The following is a 17,551-nucleotide window of genomic DNA, read 5'->3' on the forward strand; positions in this document are numbered from 1 at the left end:
ATCTGTGGCGGTGGAATTGGCGGGCTGGCGGCGGCTATTGCCCTGAACAAGCTGGGACAGCGCGTCGTCGTGTTTGAACAGGCGCCCCAGTTTGCGCGGGTCGGTGCCGACATCAACCTTACTCCCAACGCCGTGCGTGCGCTGGACGGGCTGGGTATCGGCGAAGCGCTACGTGAAACCGCAGCTCGTCCCGCCTTCCGGATCAGTCGAGACGGCTATACGGGCGAAGAAACCTCGCGTCTGGCCATGTCAAGTGCGGCAGAGGAAAAGTACGGCGCTCCCCAATTAACCATGCATCGTGCAGATCTATTAAAGGCTCTCGAACAAGCCGTGCCCGCCGAGTGCATCCAGCTGGGCAAGAAAGCAACGCGCATTACCCAGGCCAACGACAAGGTGAACATCGAATTTGCCGATGGCAGCTCGGCTACCGTCGATGTGCTGGTCGGCGCGGACGGCATCCATTCGGTCGTGCGCACTGCAATGCTGGGCCCCGAACAGCCACAATTTACTGGCGTGGTGGCCTACCGGGCCGTTGTCCCGGCCGACAGGCTTGAAGGGTGCTCAGATCTGGATTGCTTCACCAAATGGTGGGGAAATCAGCCGGAGGTGCAGGTGGTTTCATTTCCGCTCAACCAGGGAAAGGACATCTTCATATTCGCAACAACCCCGCAACCGGAATGGACGCTCGAGTCGTGGACTGCCCCCGGCGAGGTCGCCGAGCTTCAGGATATCTATGCAGATTTTCACGCCGATGCCCGGGCACGACTCAACGCCTGCACCGAAGTCCTGAAGTCGGCCTTGTACGTGCGTGATCCCCTGCCACGCTGGCACGAGGGCCGTCTTGTACTGCTGGGCGACGCTGCTCATCCGATGATGCCTTTCATGGCTCAGGGTGCCGGACAGGCCATCGAAGACGCCATTGTACTGGCGCGCAGTCTGGCCGAGCCCACGTTCACGTCGGTTGAGCAGGCTTTGGCTGCGTATCAGGACGCCCGGCTTGACCGCACAAGCCGTATCCAGATTGCTTCGCGAGGAAACACCTGGCTCAAAGAGGGTGGCAACGCTGACTGGGTGTACGAGTACGATGCCTGGCAAGCGCCCCTTGGTGCCTGAGCCGTCACAAAGCAAGCCGATCATGGACGAGCAAGACTCTCCCAAAGGCCTTGTAACTCCCGTCGTACGCGGCATACGGTTGCTGCGGTACATCGCCGAGGGAGGCAACACAACCAACCTGAGTGAGGTCGGCAGGTCAATTGACGTCAACCGGGTGACGGTCATGCGACTGCTGGCAACCCTTGAGCACGAGGGCCTGATCGAGCGTCTGCCACAAGGCGGACATCGCGTCGGAATGAGTCTGCTGACCCTGTCCGCCGCCGCCCTTGGCTCCATCGAGCCGCTGGAAGCAGGCAGACGGGCCGTCGAGCAGCTGTCTCAAGAGTTGGGTGTGTCGGCGTATCTTGTGGTGCTCGATGGGTACAACGTAGTGTACGTGCATCGTCAAATGCCAGAAGGCGGTCTGGTAAGCCATATCCGCGTTGGCAGCCGGGTTCCTGCTTTCCTGACTGCTCCTGGCCGGGCGCTGTTGGCGCAGTTGGCAGAAGAGGACATCACGCAGTTATGGAAGGCATGGCAGGCGGAATCTGCCCCAAGAAAAAACACGAAGCCTTCGGATGCCGCCCCGCTTCCGGATCTGCCGAAGTTCTTGCAGCAGGCAAAGTATGACCGGGACGAAGGCCATGTCTGGAGCTTTTCAGGTTTCGAGGCAGGTATCAACGCTTGCGCGGCAGCAATAAAAGGGGTGGGCAGTCGTCCCGTGGCTGCATTAAGCGTCGTTGCGCCTCAACCCTTGTTCGATGCCGATTCCAGCCTGCAGCGCCGCATGCAGGAAAAAGTAGTTCTTGCTGCACGGGAGCTAACCCGCCTGTCGGGCGGCTGAGATACTGCTGCCCAGGCATTCCGACAGATGAGTGGCAGCGGCCACAATTTTGTCGACAAGGGTATCTCGCTGGGCCTCCGGTATCCGGGATTCCGGGACGGTGATGCCAAGTGCCGCCGCCACTTGTCCATCTTGCGAAAAGACCGGGGCCGCGACGGACGAAATATTTGGCTCAAAGAAGCCATCGGCAATAATATGGCCGCGAGCCTTGTCTTGCTGCAGCAGCTCGTACAGATCCTGTACGGTCTGCGGGGTGCTCGGCCCGTAGGTTTTCAGTGTTTCTTCGGGGTACAAGGCTTTGAGCGCGTCGAAGCCATGGTGGCTCAGCAGCACGCGACCCAGTACGGTTGCGTGCGCGGGCAGTCGTGTTCCGATATGGACCGAGCTGGTGAAGATGGACCCCGCCGCTGCTTTTTGTACATAGACAATGTCGCGTCCGTCCCGTACCACCAGGTTGGACGAGTAGTTGAACTCGTCGCGAAGTTGCTCGAGTATCGGCCGGCCCAGTTCCGTGAGGGTTAACGAGGCCAGATATTCAAACCCCAGTTTCAGCACGGCGGTGCCCAGCTGATATTCCCGCCCATTGCTGGCTCGCTCGACAAAACCAAGCGATTCGAGTGTGACCAGAAGTCGAAAGACAGTTGTGCGAGGTACATCGAGTCGCCGAGCCAGCTCTGGGGCAGTAAGCGTCGGAGTCTCGCGAGTGAATTCAGTCAGTATTCGCAAGCCCCTTTCGAGGCCCGGAACGGAATATCGGTCAGATTGAGGGCGGGACATGGATGCACCTTTGGGCCAACCCTGTAACGGGTCGGGGTTCTGAAGGGCCTACAGCCACCGGCCAATGAAGGATGGGGCTGAATCAGCCTGATCAATACAGGCACGGATGATACTTTAACGGCAAGTCGCTGTCTTGGCCTGGCCCTGCATCGCGAAGCGGGCCATACGGGCAGTTTGCGACTTTGAACCCTGGCGAGCCAGTGTGGACGATGCGCGAAGGGCCGGCGCCCTTGTCAAGGCTGACCGGCCCGCCTGGTGTTCAACTGAACGCTTGCCCAGCAGGAAATCAGTTCTTGCCGGTGAGCTGCTCAATGGCAAGTTGACGCAGCATGCGGCGCAGACGCGTTACCGCCACGTCATGCTGATACAGGTGCTCGCGCTTGTTGGCGTCAAGCTCCATGACTTCAAGGATGACACGGTCTTGCTCGACGACATCCCAGTGGCGGGCTTCCAGGCGGTTCTTGTACAGAAAACGCCAAGAGTCACGCTGCCAGCCCGAAACCTTTCGATTGCGCCAGAAGAACACGGCCGACTTGTGATCGTGCATGGGCGTGGCAAAGGCTGCGATACCAAAGCTGCCTCCGGGACCACCGCTTTTCGGATAGGGAATGTCAAGACGTGCCCAGTGGATGCCGGTGTCGGCGAATTCGGTCCAGTCGAAGTTGACATCGCGTTGCTCGGCCTTTTCGAACGAGAACCCGTGTTCGGTGTCCTTGAGCTCGAACTTGGCTGCGCGGGCACCGGCTGCCATGCTGTGTGACTGCTTGTGCAGGAAGGTGCCGTGCATCGGGTCCATGACGTTGTCAAGCACATAGCGATAGTCGCAGTCCCACTCAAGGTAGCACAGGAACTTTTCGTATTCGTCCGAAGTGAGTTCTTCGGGCAGTACCAGTGGAGGAGGCTGGTCGATGTTCTGACTTGAGTTGTACAGGAAGAGGGCGCCATGCGCGTCCTGGACGTGAAATGACAGGGTAGGGCGAGAACCCTCGAGCTTGCAGCCTGGGCTGCCCGGCACGGCTATCACTGTACCGTTGCAACTGACTTCGACCCCATGATAGCCACAGGCAATGCGGTTGCCCAGCGGGATGCCCGCCGACAGGGGGGCGCCACGGTGCGGACAGTGGTCTTCGAGCGCGTAGGGCGTGCCATCGGTATCGCGCCACAAGACAATCTTGTGGCCCAATCGGCGCAGGGAAATAGGGGTCTGGCTGACAAAGGAAGACGGGCAGATGGCGTACCAGCGATTCTCGATACCGTTGGCCAGGACTTTCTCGATTTCGACGTCGGAGGGATTGGTGGTCATGGTGGCTTTCCTTCAGGTGTTCAGTCGTCGCCGAGACGCTTCAGTTCGGCAGCGAGCATCTCTGGTGTCCACATGCTGGACGTGTCTTGGGGCTGGGGGCCATGCTCATTCAGGTATGAGACCAAGCCCTCCAGGTCGTTGATATCGGCGGTATACGCGCGTTCCAGGGAATCGCCCAGCAGATTCTCGTAAGCGGTCGGTTCGCGCTTGCGAGCTTGATGGGGTACCAGATATAGATTGGACATTATTTACTGACCTCCGTTTTCTACACGTTCTTTGATGCGTTCTTGCACCGATAAGAAATCATAAGTAGGGAAGCATTCGGTCGAGAAGACTCCCCAGGCCGAGCGTTCAGGTTCGCCATTAACCGCTGGAATCAGGTGGTTGACACGAGAAGCGTGACAACTGGCGAATTCCATAACAACCGACCAGGAGAAGCTCCTTGGCGCTAGCGACTTTGCCGGCTGTAGTGCGATAATCTGCATCGCCTACTGTTGTTCCATATATTAAACAGCGTTTTATGTATTAAAAGTTTATGGCTTCTATCAGTACGCTAACTATTGGTAGAAACCCTAGTCATTGGCGGGGGAAATTGCAGAACAAAGGGAAATCCCTAATACAACATGGCTGCCCGACCCATTAAAGTTTGTTTAAGTAACAAAACAACGGTTCATATATAAAACAAATTACTCTTCCGGGTGTTTGTTTCATGAGCCCAGCGGCCCCCACCAAAAGGAGCAGCCCTCATGGTTGAAATTGAATTCAGAAACGTCGGCAAGTCATTTCCCGACCCTAAAACAGGGGCCATGAGAGCCGCTGTCAGCAATATCTCGCTTTCTATAAAAAAGGGCGAAGTCGTCTCCATCATCGGGCCCTCGGGCTGCGGCAAAAGCACGTTGCTCAATATGGGCTCGGGCTTGTATGCACCCACCACCGGTGAGGTTTACGTGGCCGGCAAGCGCGTCACCAAGCCCGTGCGCGAGGTGGCCTTCATGCTGCAAAAAGATCTGCTCATGCAATGGCGCACCATCGAAGACAACGTTGCACTTGGCCTCGAGATTGCCGGTGTGCCCAAAGCCCAGCGGCTAAAGGTGGCAAACCAGCTTTTGCACAAATGCCACCTGAAGGGCTACGAAAAGAACTACCCGCACCAGTTGTCCGGTGGTATGCGCCAGCGCGCTGCGCTCGCGCGCACCTTGGCCGTCGATCCGCAAGTGATGTTGCTTGACGAGCCTTTCTCGGCACTGGATGCCCAGACCAAGATGATCCTGCAGCAGGATCTCGCCCAGTCACTTGCCGAAAACGGCAAGACGGCGTTGTTTATCACTCACGATCTCGTCGAAGCCATTGCCCTGTCCGACCGCCTGCTCGTAATGAGCGAGCGTCCCGGCACCATTATTGAAGAAATCGTGGTCGACCTGCCGCTGCGCGATAACCCCTTGCAGCGGCGCAAGCTTCCCGAAATCGGTCCTTTGCAAGGGCGGCTGATGGATTTACTGAAAATCGGCAAGGAAGAAGAGGCCGAACTGCATTGAGCCCCCGGGCTCGTTGCGCAAAAGCACAGCAGTCATTTGGTTTAACCGAATTTCCACCCACACAAAAAAACAGCAGACCTCAGGAGAACAGAATGAAAAAACTACTCATCGCCGCCATGCTCGGAGCATGTGTTTCCATGGCCTCAGCCCCTGCGCTGGCTGCCGACAAGCTCGAAGAGATTACGTATTTGTTGCCCGCTCCAAAGAATCTGCCGGCGTTTGCGCCCTGGATTCTTGCGCAGCACCAGGGTTACTTCAAGGAAGAAGGCCTTAGCGTCAACTTTATTTCGGGTAAGGGCGGAGTCGACGTTGCCAAACAGGTAGGAGCCGGAAACGCACCCATCGGTGGCGCAATGGGCGACACGTCAATCATCGTTCGGGCCAACGGTGTTCCCGTCAAGTCGGTAGCCGTCCTGGGAGCCGGCGGCCTGGTTCTGATCGCCTCGCATGAAGATGCTCCGGTCGATGAGCCTGCACAACTCAAGGGAAAAACAATCACGGTTATTTCCTACGCCGACACGGCTTATTTCTCTTTGCTGGGAACTATGCAGAAAGCCGGCCTGACGCGTAACGACGCCGACATTCAGGCAGCCGGACCCGCAGGCGTGTGGCAGTTGTTCGCGTCCAAGAAGGCCGACGTCATGGCCGGCGTACCCGACTGGGTCGCCAGCGTTCGTCATAACGGCGGCAAGGTGCATTTGATGGATCCGGCCAAGGGCTTCAACAGCATGGCGCAAGCCATGATTGCCTCGGACGAGACCATCAAGAACAACCCGGAACTGATCCAGCGCATTGTCCGGGCCACGCTCAAGGGTATGGAATTCATCATGAAGGACCCCGACGGCGCCCTGGCCGCCTATATCGAGGCCGTTCCCGCTCACAAGGGACGTGAAGACGAAATGCGTGAAGTGTTCAGCATGTACAACAAATACGTGTATGCCGACCAGAAAGTGCCCGGACATATCGATGCTGAACGCCTGGCAGCTGTCCAAGACTTTTACGTGTCGCAGGGCATCGTCGGCAAGGCCACGCCGCTCGAAGACCTGTACACGAATCAATTCATTGAAGGTTTGAAATGAGTTCTGACCCAACCGCAGCAATCAAGGTACCGGCGGGGGCTTCGGCCCCGGCCGCTTCTGCCCAAGATAGCGCAACGCCTTCGCGCGCCGGAGGGATAAAAGTGACCAAACGCCATACTGTAACCGCGGCGGGCAGCATTGCCGTCCTGATTGTTTTTCTGGCCGCATGGCAATGGTTGCCGGGCTGGCTGGGCATGCCCGAATTTATCCTGCCGAAGCTGACGACGGTGGTGCAGGAAGCCGGCCATATGTGGAGCACGGGCAACTTCCTCGAGCACTTTGGATATACGGCGCTTGAGGTTGTGTTGGGCTTCATCCTGGGCGCATTGCTCGGTTTGTTTGTCGGCGTGGTGTTGGGTTTGTCTCCGACAACAGAATCCGTGTTGTCACCCTACATTCTTGCCTTGCAGATTGCGCCGAAGGTAGCGTTTGCACCTTTGTTCGTGATGTGGCTGGGCTACACCATCTATCCCAAGATTCTGGTGGCCTTGCTTATTGTCTTCTTCCCGATCATGGTCAACGTGCTGTCGGCAATCCGTACGGTGGACCCCGATATGGTCAACCTGGTACGTACACTTAACGCCAGCCGTTGGCAGATCTTCCGCCTGGTGGAGTTCCCGTCGGCCTTGCCTTCTTTGTTTTCGGGCCTGCGCATCGGCGCGACGCTTGCCGTCATTGGCGTGACTGTAGGTGAACTGGTCGGAGGCAACAAGGGCTTGGGCTTCCTTCTGGTTGACGCTGAAGGCCAGGGCAACACGGCCGGTGTCTTTGTGGCAATTACAGGTCTGACCGTAATCGGGATCGCGGCATATGCCGTAGTGGTGTGGTTCGAGCGTCGTTGCCTGCACTACATTCCCAAAGCATCGGTTACAACGGTTTGAGGCAAATGATGAGTCGTATCGAAAGCCCGCAAACCACAGAACTGCTTCGCGGAAGGAAAGTGCTGGTAACCGGCGCCGCCCGTGGGCTCGGACTGGAATTCGCCCGCAGTATCGTCCAGGCGGGAGGTGCTGTCGTCATGGCCGACATCCTCGCTGATCAGGTTCAGGCCGCAGCAGCCGAACTGCGTGATCAGGGTCACGAGGCGCACGGGCTGGTCGTCGACCTTAACGATCCTGACTCCATTCAGGCCTGTGCCGATTCCGCCGTGCAAGCGGTTGGCGGGCTCGACGGCCTGGTCAACAACGCTGCCATGACCCATTCCGGCGGCAAGAACCTCGAAGAGCTTGATGTCGACGTCTGGGACGATGTCATGCGCATCAATGTGCGCGGTACGTGGTTGATGTCACGCGCCTGCCTGCCCGCCTTGCGAGCCTCCCAGGCCCCCAGCATCGTCAATCTGGCTTCCGATACTCCCATGTGGGGAGCCCCCAATTTACTCGCCTATGTCGCCAGCAAGGGGGCCGTCATGTCCATGACGCGATCCATGGCGCGCGAACTTGGCGCCGATGGCATCACCGTCAACGCGGTGGCGCCGGGCCTGACCCTGGTCGAGGCCACGGCATACGTGCCCCAGCAGCGGCACGAACTTTACGAGAATCAGCGCGCATTGCAACGTGCGCAGTTGCCCGACGACGTCAGTGGCGCCGTCACATTTTTGTTGTCAGGTCTGTCGCGCTTCGTGACCGGCCAAGTGTTGGCCGTCAATGGCGGCTTTGTGATGCATTGATATAAAGGTGATAGCTATGAGCGAACAGGTAGTGGCCGAAGAAAAACGCAGCTGGGATCGCCCCGAGGGCGCCAGCTTCGAAGAGTGGATGAGCAGCCGCATCGCACGGTTTTCAACTCGCAAGTACGATTGGGACGCACTGAAATTCCAGGCCGATTTCGACCCGAAATATCGCCGTGCCCAGATGCGGTACGTCGGTACCGGCGCAACTGGCGTCGCCAGTGATTCCAATACCGTGCCGGCCGAGCACTTCACCTTCTCGACGATGGTGATTCCAGCGGGTGGTGTTGGCCCTTCGCATATCCACCACGACGTGGAAGAAGTCTTTTTTGTGATCCGCGGCAAGATGAAGCTGATCCTCGAGAAGGACGGCGAGCGTTACGAAACCATTCTTACCGATCGCGATCTCGTTTCCGTGCCTCCCGGCGTATATCGCGAAGAGATCAATATCGGCGATGAGGATGCCTTGATGTGCGTCTTGTTGGGTTCCGGGAAACCCCAGATTCCCAATTATCCGCCCGAGCATCCCCTGTCCAAGATCAAGCGTTAAAACATGGCCAGTCGCACCGTGCAATTGTTCCCGGCAGACCCGGCTCCCGCAGGGGCCGGGTTCGGCGAGCTCACCGTACCGGTTACCGGCGGCGTGCTCGGATATCGCGAGGCCGGTTCGCATGCTTGCACTATTGTTCTGTTGCACGGCATCAGCTCAGGGGCCGGTTCCTGGTCCGAGTGTGCCCGGTTGATGGCGCCGCATGCGCGCGTCATTGCCTGGGATGCTCCGGGCTATGGTCAATCCAGCCCGCTGGACAGCGCTGCGCCATCCGCGCTCGATTACGCTCAGCGTCTGCACGCGCTGCTCGAAACACTGCAGGTTGATAAATGCCTTCTCGTGGGGCATTCGCTCGGAGCATTGATGGCAGCCGCCTACAGCAGTTTGCCAGATAGCCGCGCCGGAGCCTATGTGCTGATGAGTCCGGCCCTGGGTTATCAGGGAGCGCGCAGCGCCCAGGCGTCGCGGGTCAGAGAAGGGCGCTTGAAGGCCCTGAAAGAACTTGGCATTGAGGGAATCGCCCGCAACCTGCCAGATCGCCTTCTTACCGCACAGGCCAGCGAACACGCCCGGGATACCGTGCGCAACAATGCCTTGCGGCTGCAGCCGGCCGGATACACACAGGCGGTCGAACTGTTATGTGGTGACGACATCGACCGGTTCAAGCCTCCACAAGACCGGACGCTGGTGTATTGCGGCGATTCCGATATCGTCACAACGCCTGAACAATCAGCCCAGTACGCACAGCGGCACGGGTATCCCTTCGCATTGATTCCGCATGCAGGTCACGCCTGTTATGTAGAGCAGCCTCATGAAGTCGCACGAATACTGCTCGAGGCAGCGGCGAAATTTGATGTGCAAGGAACGAAAACATGAGCGAAGTATTGAAAATGGGGGTGCCGGACAAATACATCGTTCCGGGGCTGGAGCGAGGCCTGAGGATACTCAAGGAGTTCAACCGGAAGGACGCCACGCTTTCTGCGCCCGAACTTGCCAGGCGATTGGATATTCCGCGATCCACTGTGTTTCGCCTGTTGTCCACGCTCGAATCGCTGGGTTTTGTCGAGCGCGATGCGGGTGGGCGCGATTACACCCTCGGCCTTGCGGTACTTCGCCTTGGTTTTGAATGCCTTGCATCCAAGGATCTGACTGAACTGGGACGTCCCATTCTGGATCGGCTGCGCGACAAGGTCGGCTATTCCTGCAATCTGGTTGTACGGGACGGGCGCTCCATCGTTTACGTGGCCAGGTCCGCGGTTCCGTCGCCCTTCGCCAACATGGTCTATGTCGGTACCCGGCTGCCGGCGCACTCCACCCTGTTCGGCCGGGTGCTGCTGCGCGATCTTACATTCAGCCAGCTGCACGATTTGTTTCCTGAAGAGCAGCTGCACCGCGCAACCGACAAAACACCGGCCACGGTGACCGAACTGTTCAAACAAATTCAACTGGATAAAGAGCACGACTACGTGTTCGAGCCCGGTTATTACGAAGAATCCATTGCCACCCTTGCTGTGCCGGTATTTGGCCGCGGTGGCGCAGTCATCAGTGCGATAGGCGTCACCCTGCCAAGCGCACACATCGAAAAACTGAACCTGGACGAATTGGCGACCGCGGCTTGTGACGCGGCGCTTGAGTTGTCGCAGTTGCTGGACCACATCGTACCTGGCACTGATGTATCGACGATTCAAAATGAGAGGAAGCAATGATCAACCTAGAAGGGAAAGTGGCGGTTGTCACCGGCGGTACGTCAGGCATCGGTCTGGCAACAGTCAAGCTGCTGCTGGAGTTTGGCGCAGACGTTGCGCTTTGTGGGCGCGACCGCGAACGATTGGATCAGGTGGGCAATGATCTCAAACAGGCGTTTCCGGGGCGGCGAATTCTGGCTCGGGCCTGCGATGTGCTGCAACCGGGCCAGGTCGCCCATTTTGCCCAAGCGGTACACGACGAGCTGGGCAATGCTTCGATGTTGATCAATAACGCGGGGCAAGGCAGGGTATCGACGTTTGCCGATACCGATGACGCAGGCTGGGAAAACGAAATCAGGCTCAAGTTCTTTTCAGTCATTCATCCCACCCGCGCCTTTCTTCCTCAGCTCGAGCAGAATGAAGACGCCGCTATTGTTTGCGTGAATTCCTTATTGGCAGTCCAGCCCGAGCCCCACATGGTCGCCACGTCGGCGGCGCGGGCGGGCGTCATGAACCTGGTGCGGTCTCTGGCCACCGAATTCAGCCCGAAGGGCATCCGTGTAAACGGTATCTTGCTGGGCCTGGTCGATTCGGGACAGTGGCGCCGTCGTTACGACGAGCGCGAGGATAAGTCCCAAACCTGGGAACAGTGGTCTTTAGCGCTGGCCCAGCGCAAGAATATTCAACTTGGCCGGCTTGGTCGTCCCGACGAAGCCGCACGCGCCATTATTTTTCTGGCCACTCCGCTGTCGTCCTATACGACCGGAAGCCACATCGATGTCTCCGGAGGAGTAGCCCGACATGTCTAACGACAATTCACACGTTACCGTGGGGGCGGTGATCGCCGCCTTTCTCGAAGAATGCGGTGTCAAGACCGCCTTTGGTGTCATTTCGATCCACAATATGCCCATCCTGGACGCCTTTGGTGAACGGGGTGTAGTACGTTTCATACCTGCTCGGGGTGAGGCCGGCGGTACCAATATGGCTGACGCCTACGCGCGAAGCACGGGTGAACTTGGTGTTTGCCTGACCAGCACCGGTACCGCAGCCGGCAATGCGGCCGGAGCACTGGTCGAGGCCTGGACAGCCGGCACACCATTGCTGCATATCACCGGTCAGATCGAATCTCAATACCTCGATCGCGGCTTCTCATACATTCACGAGGCGCCTGACCAGCTGACAATGCTGAAGGCGATTTCCAAGGCCGCCTTTCGTGTGCATGATGCTGCAACGGCCCTGGCCACCGTCAAGAAAGCGGTCCAGCTTGCCCTCACAGCGCCTACTGGGCCGGTCAGCATCGAAATTCCGATTGATGTCCAGCAGGCACTCATCCCCATGCCGGCCAACCTCAAGCCTTTGCAGGTACCGGTGCTGCAACCATCCGATCAGGACCTGGACCGTCTGGCCAATAAACTTGCCCAGGCCAAGCGACCCATGCTGTGGCTGGGCGGTGGCGCCCGCGGCGCCAGCGCTGCGGTCGAGCGCCTGATGAAACTGGGGTTCGGCGTTGTAACCAGTACTCAGGGGCGTGGAATCGTTCCCGAAATTCATCCTCAAACACTGGGTGCTTTCAATCTTCACAAGCCCGTCGAGGCGTTCTACCAAACATGCGATGCCATGCTGGTAGTGGGTTCCCGACTGCGCGGCAATGAAACGCTCAAATACGAACTGAAACTGCCGCGCCCACTGTATCGCAGCGATGTCGATCCAGCCGCCGAAAGCCGCTGTTACGAAAGCGACGACTTCGTGCAGGGTGATGCCTCCCTGGTCCTGCAGGGTCTGGCTGATCGTCTCGAAGGCCGCATCACTACAGACCCGACCTTCCTGACCGATCTGGCGGCTGCGCGCAAGGCGGCCGTCGATAGCCTGGTCGATGGCCTGGGCCCGTATTCCGCGCTGGTCGAGGCACTGCAGAATGCGGCGGGCAGCAATTTCAACTGGGTGCGCGACGTGACGGTGTCCAACAGCACCTGGGGCAACCGCTATTTGTATCTCTTCGAGCCCAAGGCCGGTGTGCACGCACTGGGCGGTGGTATTGGCCAGGGCCTGGCGATGGGCATTGGAGCGGCAATTGGAGCGGCTCAGACGCACTCCGGCAAGAAGACATACACGCTGGCCGGTGATGGCGGCTTCATCCTGAACCTGGGCGAATTGGCGACTGCGGTGCAGGAAAAGGCCGACATGGTCATCATCTTGATGAACGACAAAGGCTACGGTGTCATCAAGAACATCCAGGACGCCGCATACGGCGGGCGACGTCACTATGTCGATCTGCACACGCCTGATTATGCCGCGCTGACCGCATCCATTGGCCTGCCACATGTGCGAGTCACCGACCTGAGCCAGATGGCCGATGCCTTGCAACAGGCTCAGAAGCAAGTCGGACCATTCATGATCGAGGTCGATATGCTTTCTATCGGCAAGTTCAAGACAGCCTTCGCGGGCCCTCCGGTCAGCGAGCCAGAAACAGTGACGGCAGGGTCCTGATTGTCATGAAATCCAAACGTATCGCGCTGGTAGGGCTTGGCGCCATTGGTCAGGCGGTTCTCGACCTGATCAAAAACGACTCCGCCCTGCAGGTGTCACAAGTCATTGTATCGTCCGGTAAAGAAGACTCGACTCGCCATTGGTTCGCCCAGCACCGGCCCGAAATGTCGCCTCAGGTCGCAAGCCGCCTCGAGGGCGAGCGTCCTGATGTATTGGTCGAATGTGCGGGCCATGGTGCCCTGGGCACCCACGTGGTACCGGCGCTCCGGCAGGGAATCCCTTGCCTGGTGGTGTCCATAGGCGCGTTGTCGGCCCCTGGCCTGGCAGAGCAGCTTGAAGAGGCCGCCCGCCAGGGCGGTACGCAGGTCCACCTGTTATCCGGCGCGATTGGGGGAATCGATGCCCTGGCAGCCGCTCGTGTGGCGGGCCTTGACGATGTCACTTACGTAGGCCGCAAGCCGCCCTTGGGGTGGCTGGGTTCGCCTGCGGAAGACAAGCTTGATCTGCGCAACCTCAAAGAAAAGGCCAGGTTCTTTGAGGGTTCTGCGCGAGAGGCAGCCCGGCTGTTTCCCAAGAATGCCAATGTGGCTGCGACCTTGTCGCTGGCCGGTATCGGGCTTGATAAGACCCGTGTCGAACTCTGGGCCGACCCTACAGTCGACCAGAACATCCATTATTACGAAGCCAGGGGCGCATTTGGCTACATGGCCGTGACCATGCAGGGCAAGCCGCTGGCCAGTAACCCCAAGACATCCGCCCTGACGGTATACAGCGTGGTTCGCGCCTTGCGGAACCTGGTGTCGCCTTTAGCGGTCTGAATTATTTGTTGCCGCGGTGCGCCCCAAAGGGGAATCGCCGCCATAGAAGGGATTTTCATGAGCAACCCTGACGTTCTGGACATCTGCATCGCCGGCCATTGGCGCCCAGGCAAAGGTCCTCAATATCAAAGTCTGTACCCCGCAACCGGCGAAGTTGTGGCCACCCTTAATGCCGCCAGTCCCGAAGACGTGGAAGAGGCAATACTCGGTGCACAAAAGGCCTTCGAAGAAAGCGGCTGGCCCCAGCGCAAACCTCACGAGCGGGCCGCGGTACTGTATCGCATTGCACAACTGATTCGCGAAGACGCTGAACGTCTGGCGCAATTGCAACGACTCGATAATGGCAAGCCGATTTCCGAGACGCGTGCGCTGGTAGCCAGTGCCGCAGGCACTTTCCAGTTTTTCGCCTCGGCTTGCGAGACGATGGAGGAAACCATTACTCCTTCACGGGGCGACTACCTCACCATGAGCCTTTACGAACCCATGGGTGTCGTAGCAGCCATCACGCCGTGGAATTCGCCTATTGCCAGTGAAGCCCAGAAAATGGCACCGGCGCTTGCTGCCGGCAATGCCGTGGTCGTCAAGCCGGCAGAGATCACGCCGCTTATGGCGCTGGAACTGGCCCGCATTTGCGATAAGGCGGGTTTGCCCAAGGGCCTGGTCAGTGTGGTGCCGGGCAAGGGGTCGGTCATCGGAGACCTGATCACCCGCCATCCTCTGGTGCGTCGGGTTTCATTCACTGGCGGAACTTCGGTAGGCCGGCACATTGCCGGCATAGCTGCGCAAAAGTTCATGTCCGTGGCGCTCGAGCTCGGGGGCAAATCGCCCACTATTGTCCTTGAGGATGCCGATATCGATCACGCCGTGAACGGTGTCCTGTATGGCATCTTCAGTTCCAGCGGCGAATCGTGTATTGCCGGGTCCAGGTTGTTTGTCGCCCGTCCGCTTTACGACAACTTCATGCAACGACTGGTGCAGGGCGCAGAACGCCTGCGTGTGGGCGACCCGGCCGACGAATCCACCCAGATGGGACCGCTGATCAGCGAAAGCCATCGGGCGTCGATTGAACGTTATGTCGACATTGGCGTCAAAGAAGGTGGGCGCATCCTGACGGGCGGTGCACGCCCCACAGGCGATATTTACGACAAGGGTTATTTTTATCGGCCTACCATTATCGAAGGCCTCAAAAACACCGACACCATCTGCCAGGAAGAAATTTTCGGCCCGGTGCTGGTGGCCATGCCCTTTGACAATCTTGACGATCTTATCGCGCAGGCCAACGACAGTGTCTACGCGCTGGCAGCCGGCATCTGGACTCGAGATTACAAGGCCGCCTGGCGACTGGCCAAAGTCCTCAAGGCCGGCAACGTCTGGATCAACACGTACAAGCAATTTTCCATTTCCACACCTTTCGGAGGCTGGCGCGATAGCGGGCTGGGCCGCGAAAAGGGACGCGACGGCATTCTTCAATATATGGAGCAAAAGGCCGTCTACTGGGGGCTCAACGAACAGCCCCTGCCGTGGGCCAACTAAGGAGCAAGCATGGATATCATGGGTATCGACGAAATCACCTACGGTGCAGATGATTTCGAGACCTGCAAGAAGTTTTTTGCAGACTGGGGCCTGGAAAGCGTTTCCGAGAGTGCTGACAAACTTGTCTTCTCAACGCTTAATGGGTGCCTGGTCAATGTGGTCAAGCAGGACGCGCGAGATTATCCCGCGCCCATCGAGCCGGGGCCAACCCTGCGCGAAGTCGTCTGGGGCGTGTCGGATGAAGACGTGCTGAAGCGGCTTGCCCAGCAGCTGTCCGATCAGTCCGGCTATCAGAATACTGGGGACCGCCTTTCTTGCGTAGACCCTTCCGGCATGCTGCTGGGCTTCCAGGTAAGCCGCAAGAAAGAGATTTCCATCGATTGCGGCCAGATGAACACCTGGAACGAAAAACCCCGCCGCAATGCTCGCAGCCCCATCTACGAGCGGGCACACCCCATCGAGGTCGGACATGTCGTCTTCTTCGTGAGCGATCTGCAGCAGATGGAAGACTTCTACGTCAACAAGCTGGGGTTTGCTCCGTCGGATCGTTATCCCGGTCGTGGCGTCTTCCTGCGCTGTGATGAAGACGGCGGCCACCATGACCTGTTCCTGCTGCAAACCCCTGATAAAAAAGTAGGATTGAATCACGTGGCGTTTGCGGTGCGTGACATCCACGAGGTGTTCGGTGGCGGCCTGCATGTCGACCGCTGCGGCTGGAAAACTCAGCTTGGCCCGGGTCGTCATCCGATTTCCTCGGCCTATTTCTGGTACTTTCAGAATCCGGCAGGCGGACTCATCGAATACTATGCCGACGAAGACCAGCTCGACAAAGACTGGGTGCCCCGCGAGTTCGAGCCCAGCCCCACACGCTTCGCCGAGTGGGCCGTAGACGGCGGCCTTGACGGCAATACCCGCCGGCAAAAAAATGTCGGCGGACCCGATGGCAAGTTTCTGACTGACAGAAAATAGCCTCTGACTGCCAGAAGTTGCATCCGGCCGCCGCATCTGGCGCGACTGGATGCAACTACGATTCAACGTAAGGCTTCGCGCCGGTTGCGTCTGTTCTGCGCGGCGATTTCCCGTTCTTTCTGTCTTTGCTCGTCGACGCCCGCGTCAGGTGCAGGCACTGCGGTGACAAGGCTTTGCGGTGAGAAATACCCATGTACATACCTGGCCACCAGCATTTTGTCGGGTGAACGACATGTCTGTGGGTGGTCCGAAAAGTAAAGACACTCGGGGTAACCTTCTACAAAGGTCACGCGCACCTCTGCCGTCCGGGCCCCGCCCAGTCCTCCATATCCGTACCGTGCCGTAAGTTCCCGCGGCCGGCCTGCCTCATCTCGCGCACGGACTTGCGCGCCGGCGACGCTTTGAAGGATGTATTTGTTCACCTGCCACGTTCTTGCTTCGCCTTTGATCAATTCTTCGAGGAATGCAGTGATGTCCGGGTCTTCATATTTGGCACCAGGCCGTGGAATCGGCACAGCCGGCTCGAGATTCCCGTTCGGACGTATTCCAAAGGGCATATTCTGCCCATACAAGCGCAAGTTCTCCTGGAAGCGCATCAGTCCTGGGGCGTCGCAGCCATTCCGCTCGATGAGAGTTCGCATCTCTTGAGCTCGTAGGGCCGCGGTTTCTGCAATTTTCTTGAAGTCGCCAAGCCTGGGACCGCGATAGGGCAGGTCAGACCCCTTGATGGCAGCGAACATATACTTGTAGGTATCGTCCAGAAAGCGCTGGTCCAGTGTTTTCTTGACCTCCCATAGCTGCGGATCGGCAAAATATCCGCTGGGCACGTCTTTCCATTGGGTGCAGTAGGGCGCGCTTTCCGAAAAGGTACCGTTTCGATAGTAGGTCTTGGTGACGCCTTTTTCGACACATTGCAGATTTGTCATTTCAACAAAGTCCGCAGGTCGTGTTTTCGGGTCTGCCGCGCATTGCTCGGCGTAGGCATATAAATAAGCGCCGAACAGCTCGTTAAATCTCGAGTCGTCGGCAGACAGGCCGAGCGCAAAAAAGTCGCCCTGCATGATCATTGTCATGAACGGCTGGTACTGGAAGCCCTTCGTATCGAACGGGAGTGGCGATTCTGGCACTACCGCCTGGGCTTTAAACATCCTGAACTCTTTGCAGTAGTCACTTCCAAATTTGGGATTGGCGACCCGAATAGAGTCGTCGG

At 58.3% G+C, this 17,551-nt stretch carries 18 protein-coding genes; 14 read left to right on the forward strand and 4 right to left on the reverse strand.

The window, feature by feature from the left end; genetic code table 11:
* Both Q1J88_RS10625 and Q1J88_RS10630 read left to right on the forward strand, forming a co-directional pair.
* Positions 1 to 1,113: FAD-dependent monooxygenase (locus Q1J88_RS10625; protein WP_301117646.1), on the forward strand; the 1,113-nt coding region annotated here is incomplete at its 5' end.
* Positions 1,114 to 1,135: 22 nt separating this feature from the next.
* Positions 1,136 to 1,936 (forward strand): IclR family transcriptional regulator, encoded by an 801-nt coding sequence (locus tag Q1J88_RS10630; protein ID WP_301117647.1) that lies wholly within the window; start codon positions 1,136 to 1,138, stop codon positions 1,934 to 1,936.
* Here Q1J88_RS10630 and Q1J88_RS10635 read toward each other — a convergent pair.
* The 3 genes from Q1J88_RS10635 to Q1J88_RS10645 all read right to left on the reverse strand — a co-directional run bounded on the left by Q1J88_RS10635 (position 1,913) and on the right by Q1J88_RS10645 (position 4,261).
* The gene (locus Q1J88_RS10635) at positions 1,913 to 2,713 is read right to left on the reverse strand and encodes an IclR family transcriptional regulator (protein ID WP_301117648.1); all 801 of its coding nucleotides are present in this window, start codon (positions 2,711 to 2,713) and stop codon (positions 1,913 to 1,915) included. The genes Q1J88_RS10630 and Q1J88_RS10635 overlap by 24 nt on opposite strands.
* Before the next feature lie 286 nt (positions 2,714 to 2,999).
* Positions 3,000 to 4,016 carry an aromatic ring-hydroxylating dioxygenase subunit alpha gene (locus tag Q1J88_RS10640; protein WP_301117650.1) on the reverse strand — a complete coding sequence of 339 codons (1,017 nt, stop codon included), beginning with the start codon at positions 4,014 to 4,016 and terminating at the stop codon, positions 3,000 to 3,002.
* 20 nt (positions 4,017 to 4,036) lie between these two features.
* Positions 4,037 to 4,261 (reverse strand): recombinase-like helix-turn-helix domain-containing protein, encoded by a 225-nt coding sequence (locus Q1J88_RS10645; RefSeq protein WP_301117652.1) that lies wholly within the window; start codon positions 4,259 to 4,261, stop codon positions 4,037 to 4,039.
* Between the two features lie 501 nt (positions 4,262 to 4,762).
* Between Q1J88_RS10645 and Q1J88_RS10650 the strand changes: the two genes are divergently transcribed.
* The 12 genes from Q1J88_RS10650 to Q1J88_RS10705 all read left to right on the forward strand — a co-directional run bounded on the left by Q1J88_RS10650 (position 4,763) and on the right by Q1J88_RS10705 (position 16,341).
* Positions 4,763 to 5,551 (forward strand): ABC transporter ATP-binding protein, encoded by a 789-nt coding sequence (locus Q1J88_RS10650; RefSeq protein ID WP_301117654.1) that lies wholly within the window; start codon positions 4,763 to 4,765, stop codon positions 5,549 to 5,551.
* A 92-nt stretch (positions 5,552 to 5,643) separates the two neighbouring features.
* Positions 5,644 to 6,630, forward strand: a complete 987-nt coding sequence (locus tag Q1J88_RS10655; RefSeq protein ID WP_301117656.1) for an ABC transporter substrate-binding protein — start codon at positions 5,644 to 5,646, stop codon at positions 6,628 to 6,630.
* Complete coding sequence (locus Q1J88_RS10660; RefSeq protein ID WP_301117658.1) at positions 6,627 to 7,511, forward strand: ABC transporter permease; 885 nt, start codon at positions 6,627 to 6,629, stop codon at positions 7,509 to 7,511. The genes Q1J88_RS10655 and Q1J88_RS10660 overlap by 4 nt, the downstream gene beginning before the upstream one ends.
* A gap of 8 nt (positions 7,512 to 7,519) precedes the next feature.
* Positions 7,520 to 8,299, forward strand: a complete 780-nt coding sequence (locus Q1J88_RS10665; protein WP_301117660.1) for an SDR family oxidoreductase — start codon at positions 7,520 to 7,522, stop codon at positions 8,297 to 8,299.
* 16 nt (positions 8,300 to 8,315) lie between these two features.
* A complete protein-coding gene (locus Q1J88_RS10670; protein ID WP_301117662.1) occupies positions 8,316 to 8,849 on the forward strand; it encodes a cupin domain-containing protein in 534 nt (177 codons plus the stop codon).
* 3 nt (positions 8,850 to 8,852) lie between these two features.
* Positions 8,853 to 9,725, forward strand: coding sequence for an alpha/beta hydrolase (locus Q1J88_RS10675; RefSeq protein ID WP_301117664.1), 873 nt, complete (start codon positions 8,853 to 8,855; stop codon positions 9,723 to 9,725).
* A complete protein-coding gene (locus tag Q1J88_RS10680) occupies positions 9,722 to 10,555 on the forward strand; it encodes an IclR family transcriptional regulator (RefSeq protein ID WP_301117665.1) in 834 nt (277 codons plus the stop codon). The genes Q1J88_RS10675 and Q1J88_RS10680 overlap by 4 nt, the downstream gene beginning before the upstream one ends.
* On the forward strand, positions 10,552 to 11,343 hold the full coding sequence (locus Q1J88_RS10685) for an SDR family oxidoreductase (RefSeq protein WP_301117666.1): 792 nt from the start codon (positions 10,552 to 10,554) through the stop codon (positions 11,341 to 11,343). The genes Q1J88_RS10680 and Q1J88_RS10685 overlap by 4 nt, the downstream gene beginning before the upstream one ends.
* Positions 11,336 to 13,021, forward strand: a complete 1,686-nt coding sequence (locus tag Q1J88_RS10690; RefSeq protein WP_301117667.1) for a thiamine pyrophosphate-binding protein — start codon at positions 11,336 to 11,338, stop codon at positions 13,019 to 13,021. Before Q1J88_RS10685 ends, Q1J88_RS10690 begins: the two co-directional genes overlap by 8 nt.
* 5 nt (positions 13,022 to 13,026) lie before the next feature.
* Positions 13,027 to 13,839, forward strand: coding sequence for an aspartate dehydrogenase (locus Q1J88_RS10695; RefSeq protein ID WP_301117668.1), 813 nt, complete (start codon positions 13,027 to 13,029; stop codon positions 13,837 to 13,839).
* 57 nt (positions 13,840 to 13,896) lie between these two features.
* Positions 13,897 to 15,372 (forward strand): aldehyde dehydrogenase, encoded by a 1,476-nt coding sequence (locus Q1J88_RS10700; RefSeq protein WP_301117669.1) that lies wholly within the window; start codon positions 13,897 to 13,899, stop codon positions 15,370 to 15,372.
* A gap of 9 nt (positions 15,373 to 15,381) precedes the next feature.
* Positions 15,382 to 16,341, forward strand: a complete 960-nt coding sequence (locus Q1J88_RS10705; protein WP_301117670.1) for a VOC family protein — start codon at positions 15,382 to 15,384, stop codon at positions 16,339 to 16,341.
* Positions 16,342 to 16,403: 62 nt separating this feature from the next.
* On the opposite strand, the gene Q1J88_RS10710 is transcribed toward Q1J88_RS10705, so the two are convergent.
* Positions 16,404 to 17,551, reverse strand: a 1,148-nt coding sequence (locus Q1J88_RS10710; RefSeq protein WP_301117671.1) for a hypothetical protein, incomplete at its 5' end; no start/stop codon positions are given.

The sequence above is a fragment of the Pusillimonas sp. genome, assembly GCF_029263785.1.
Classification (GTDB): domain Bacteria; phylum Pseudomonadota; class Gammaproteobacteria; order Burkholderiales; family Burkholderiaceae_B; genus Pusillimonas.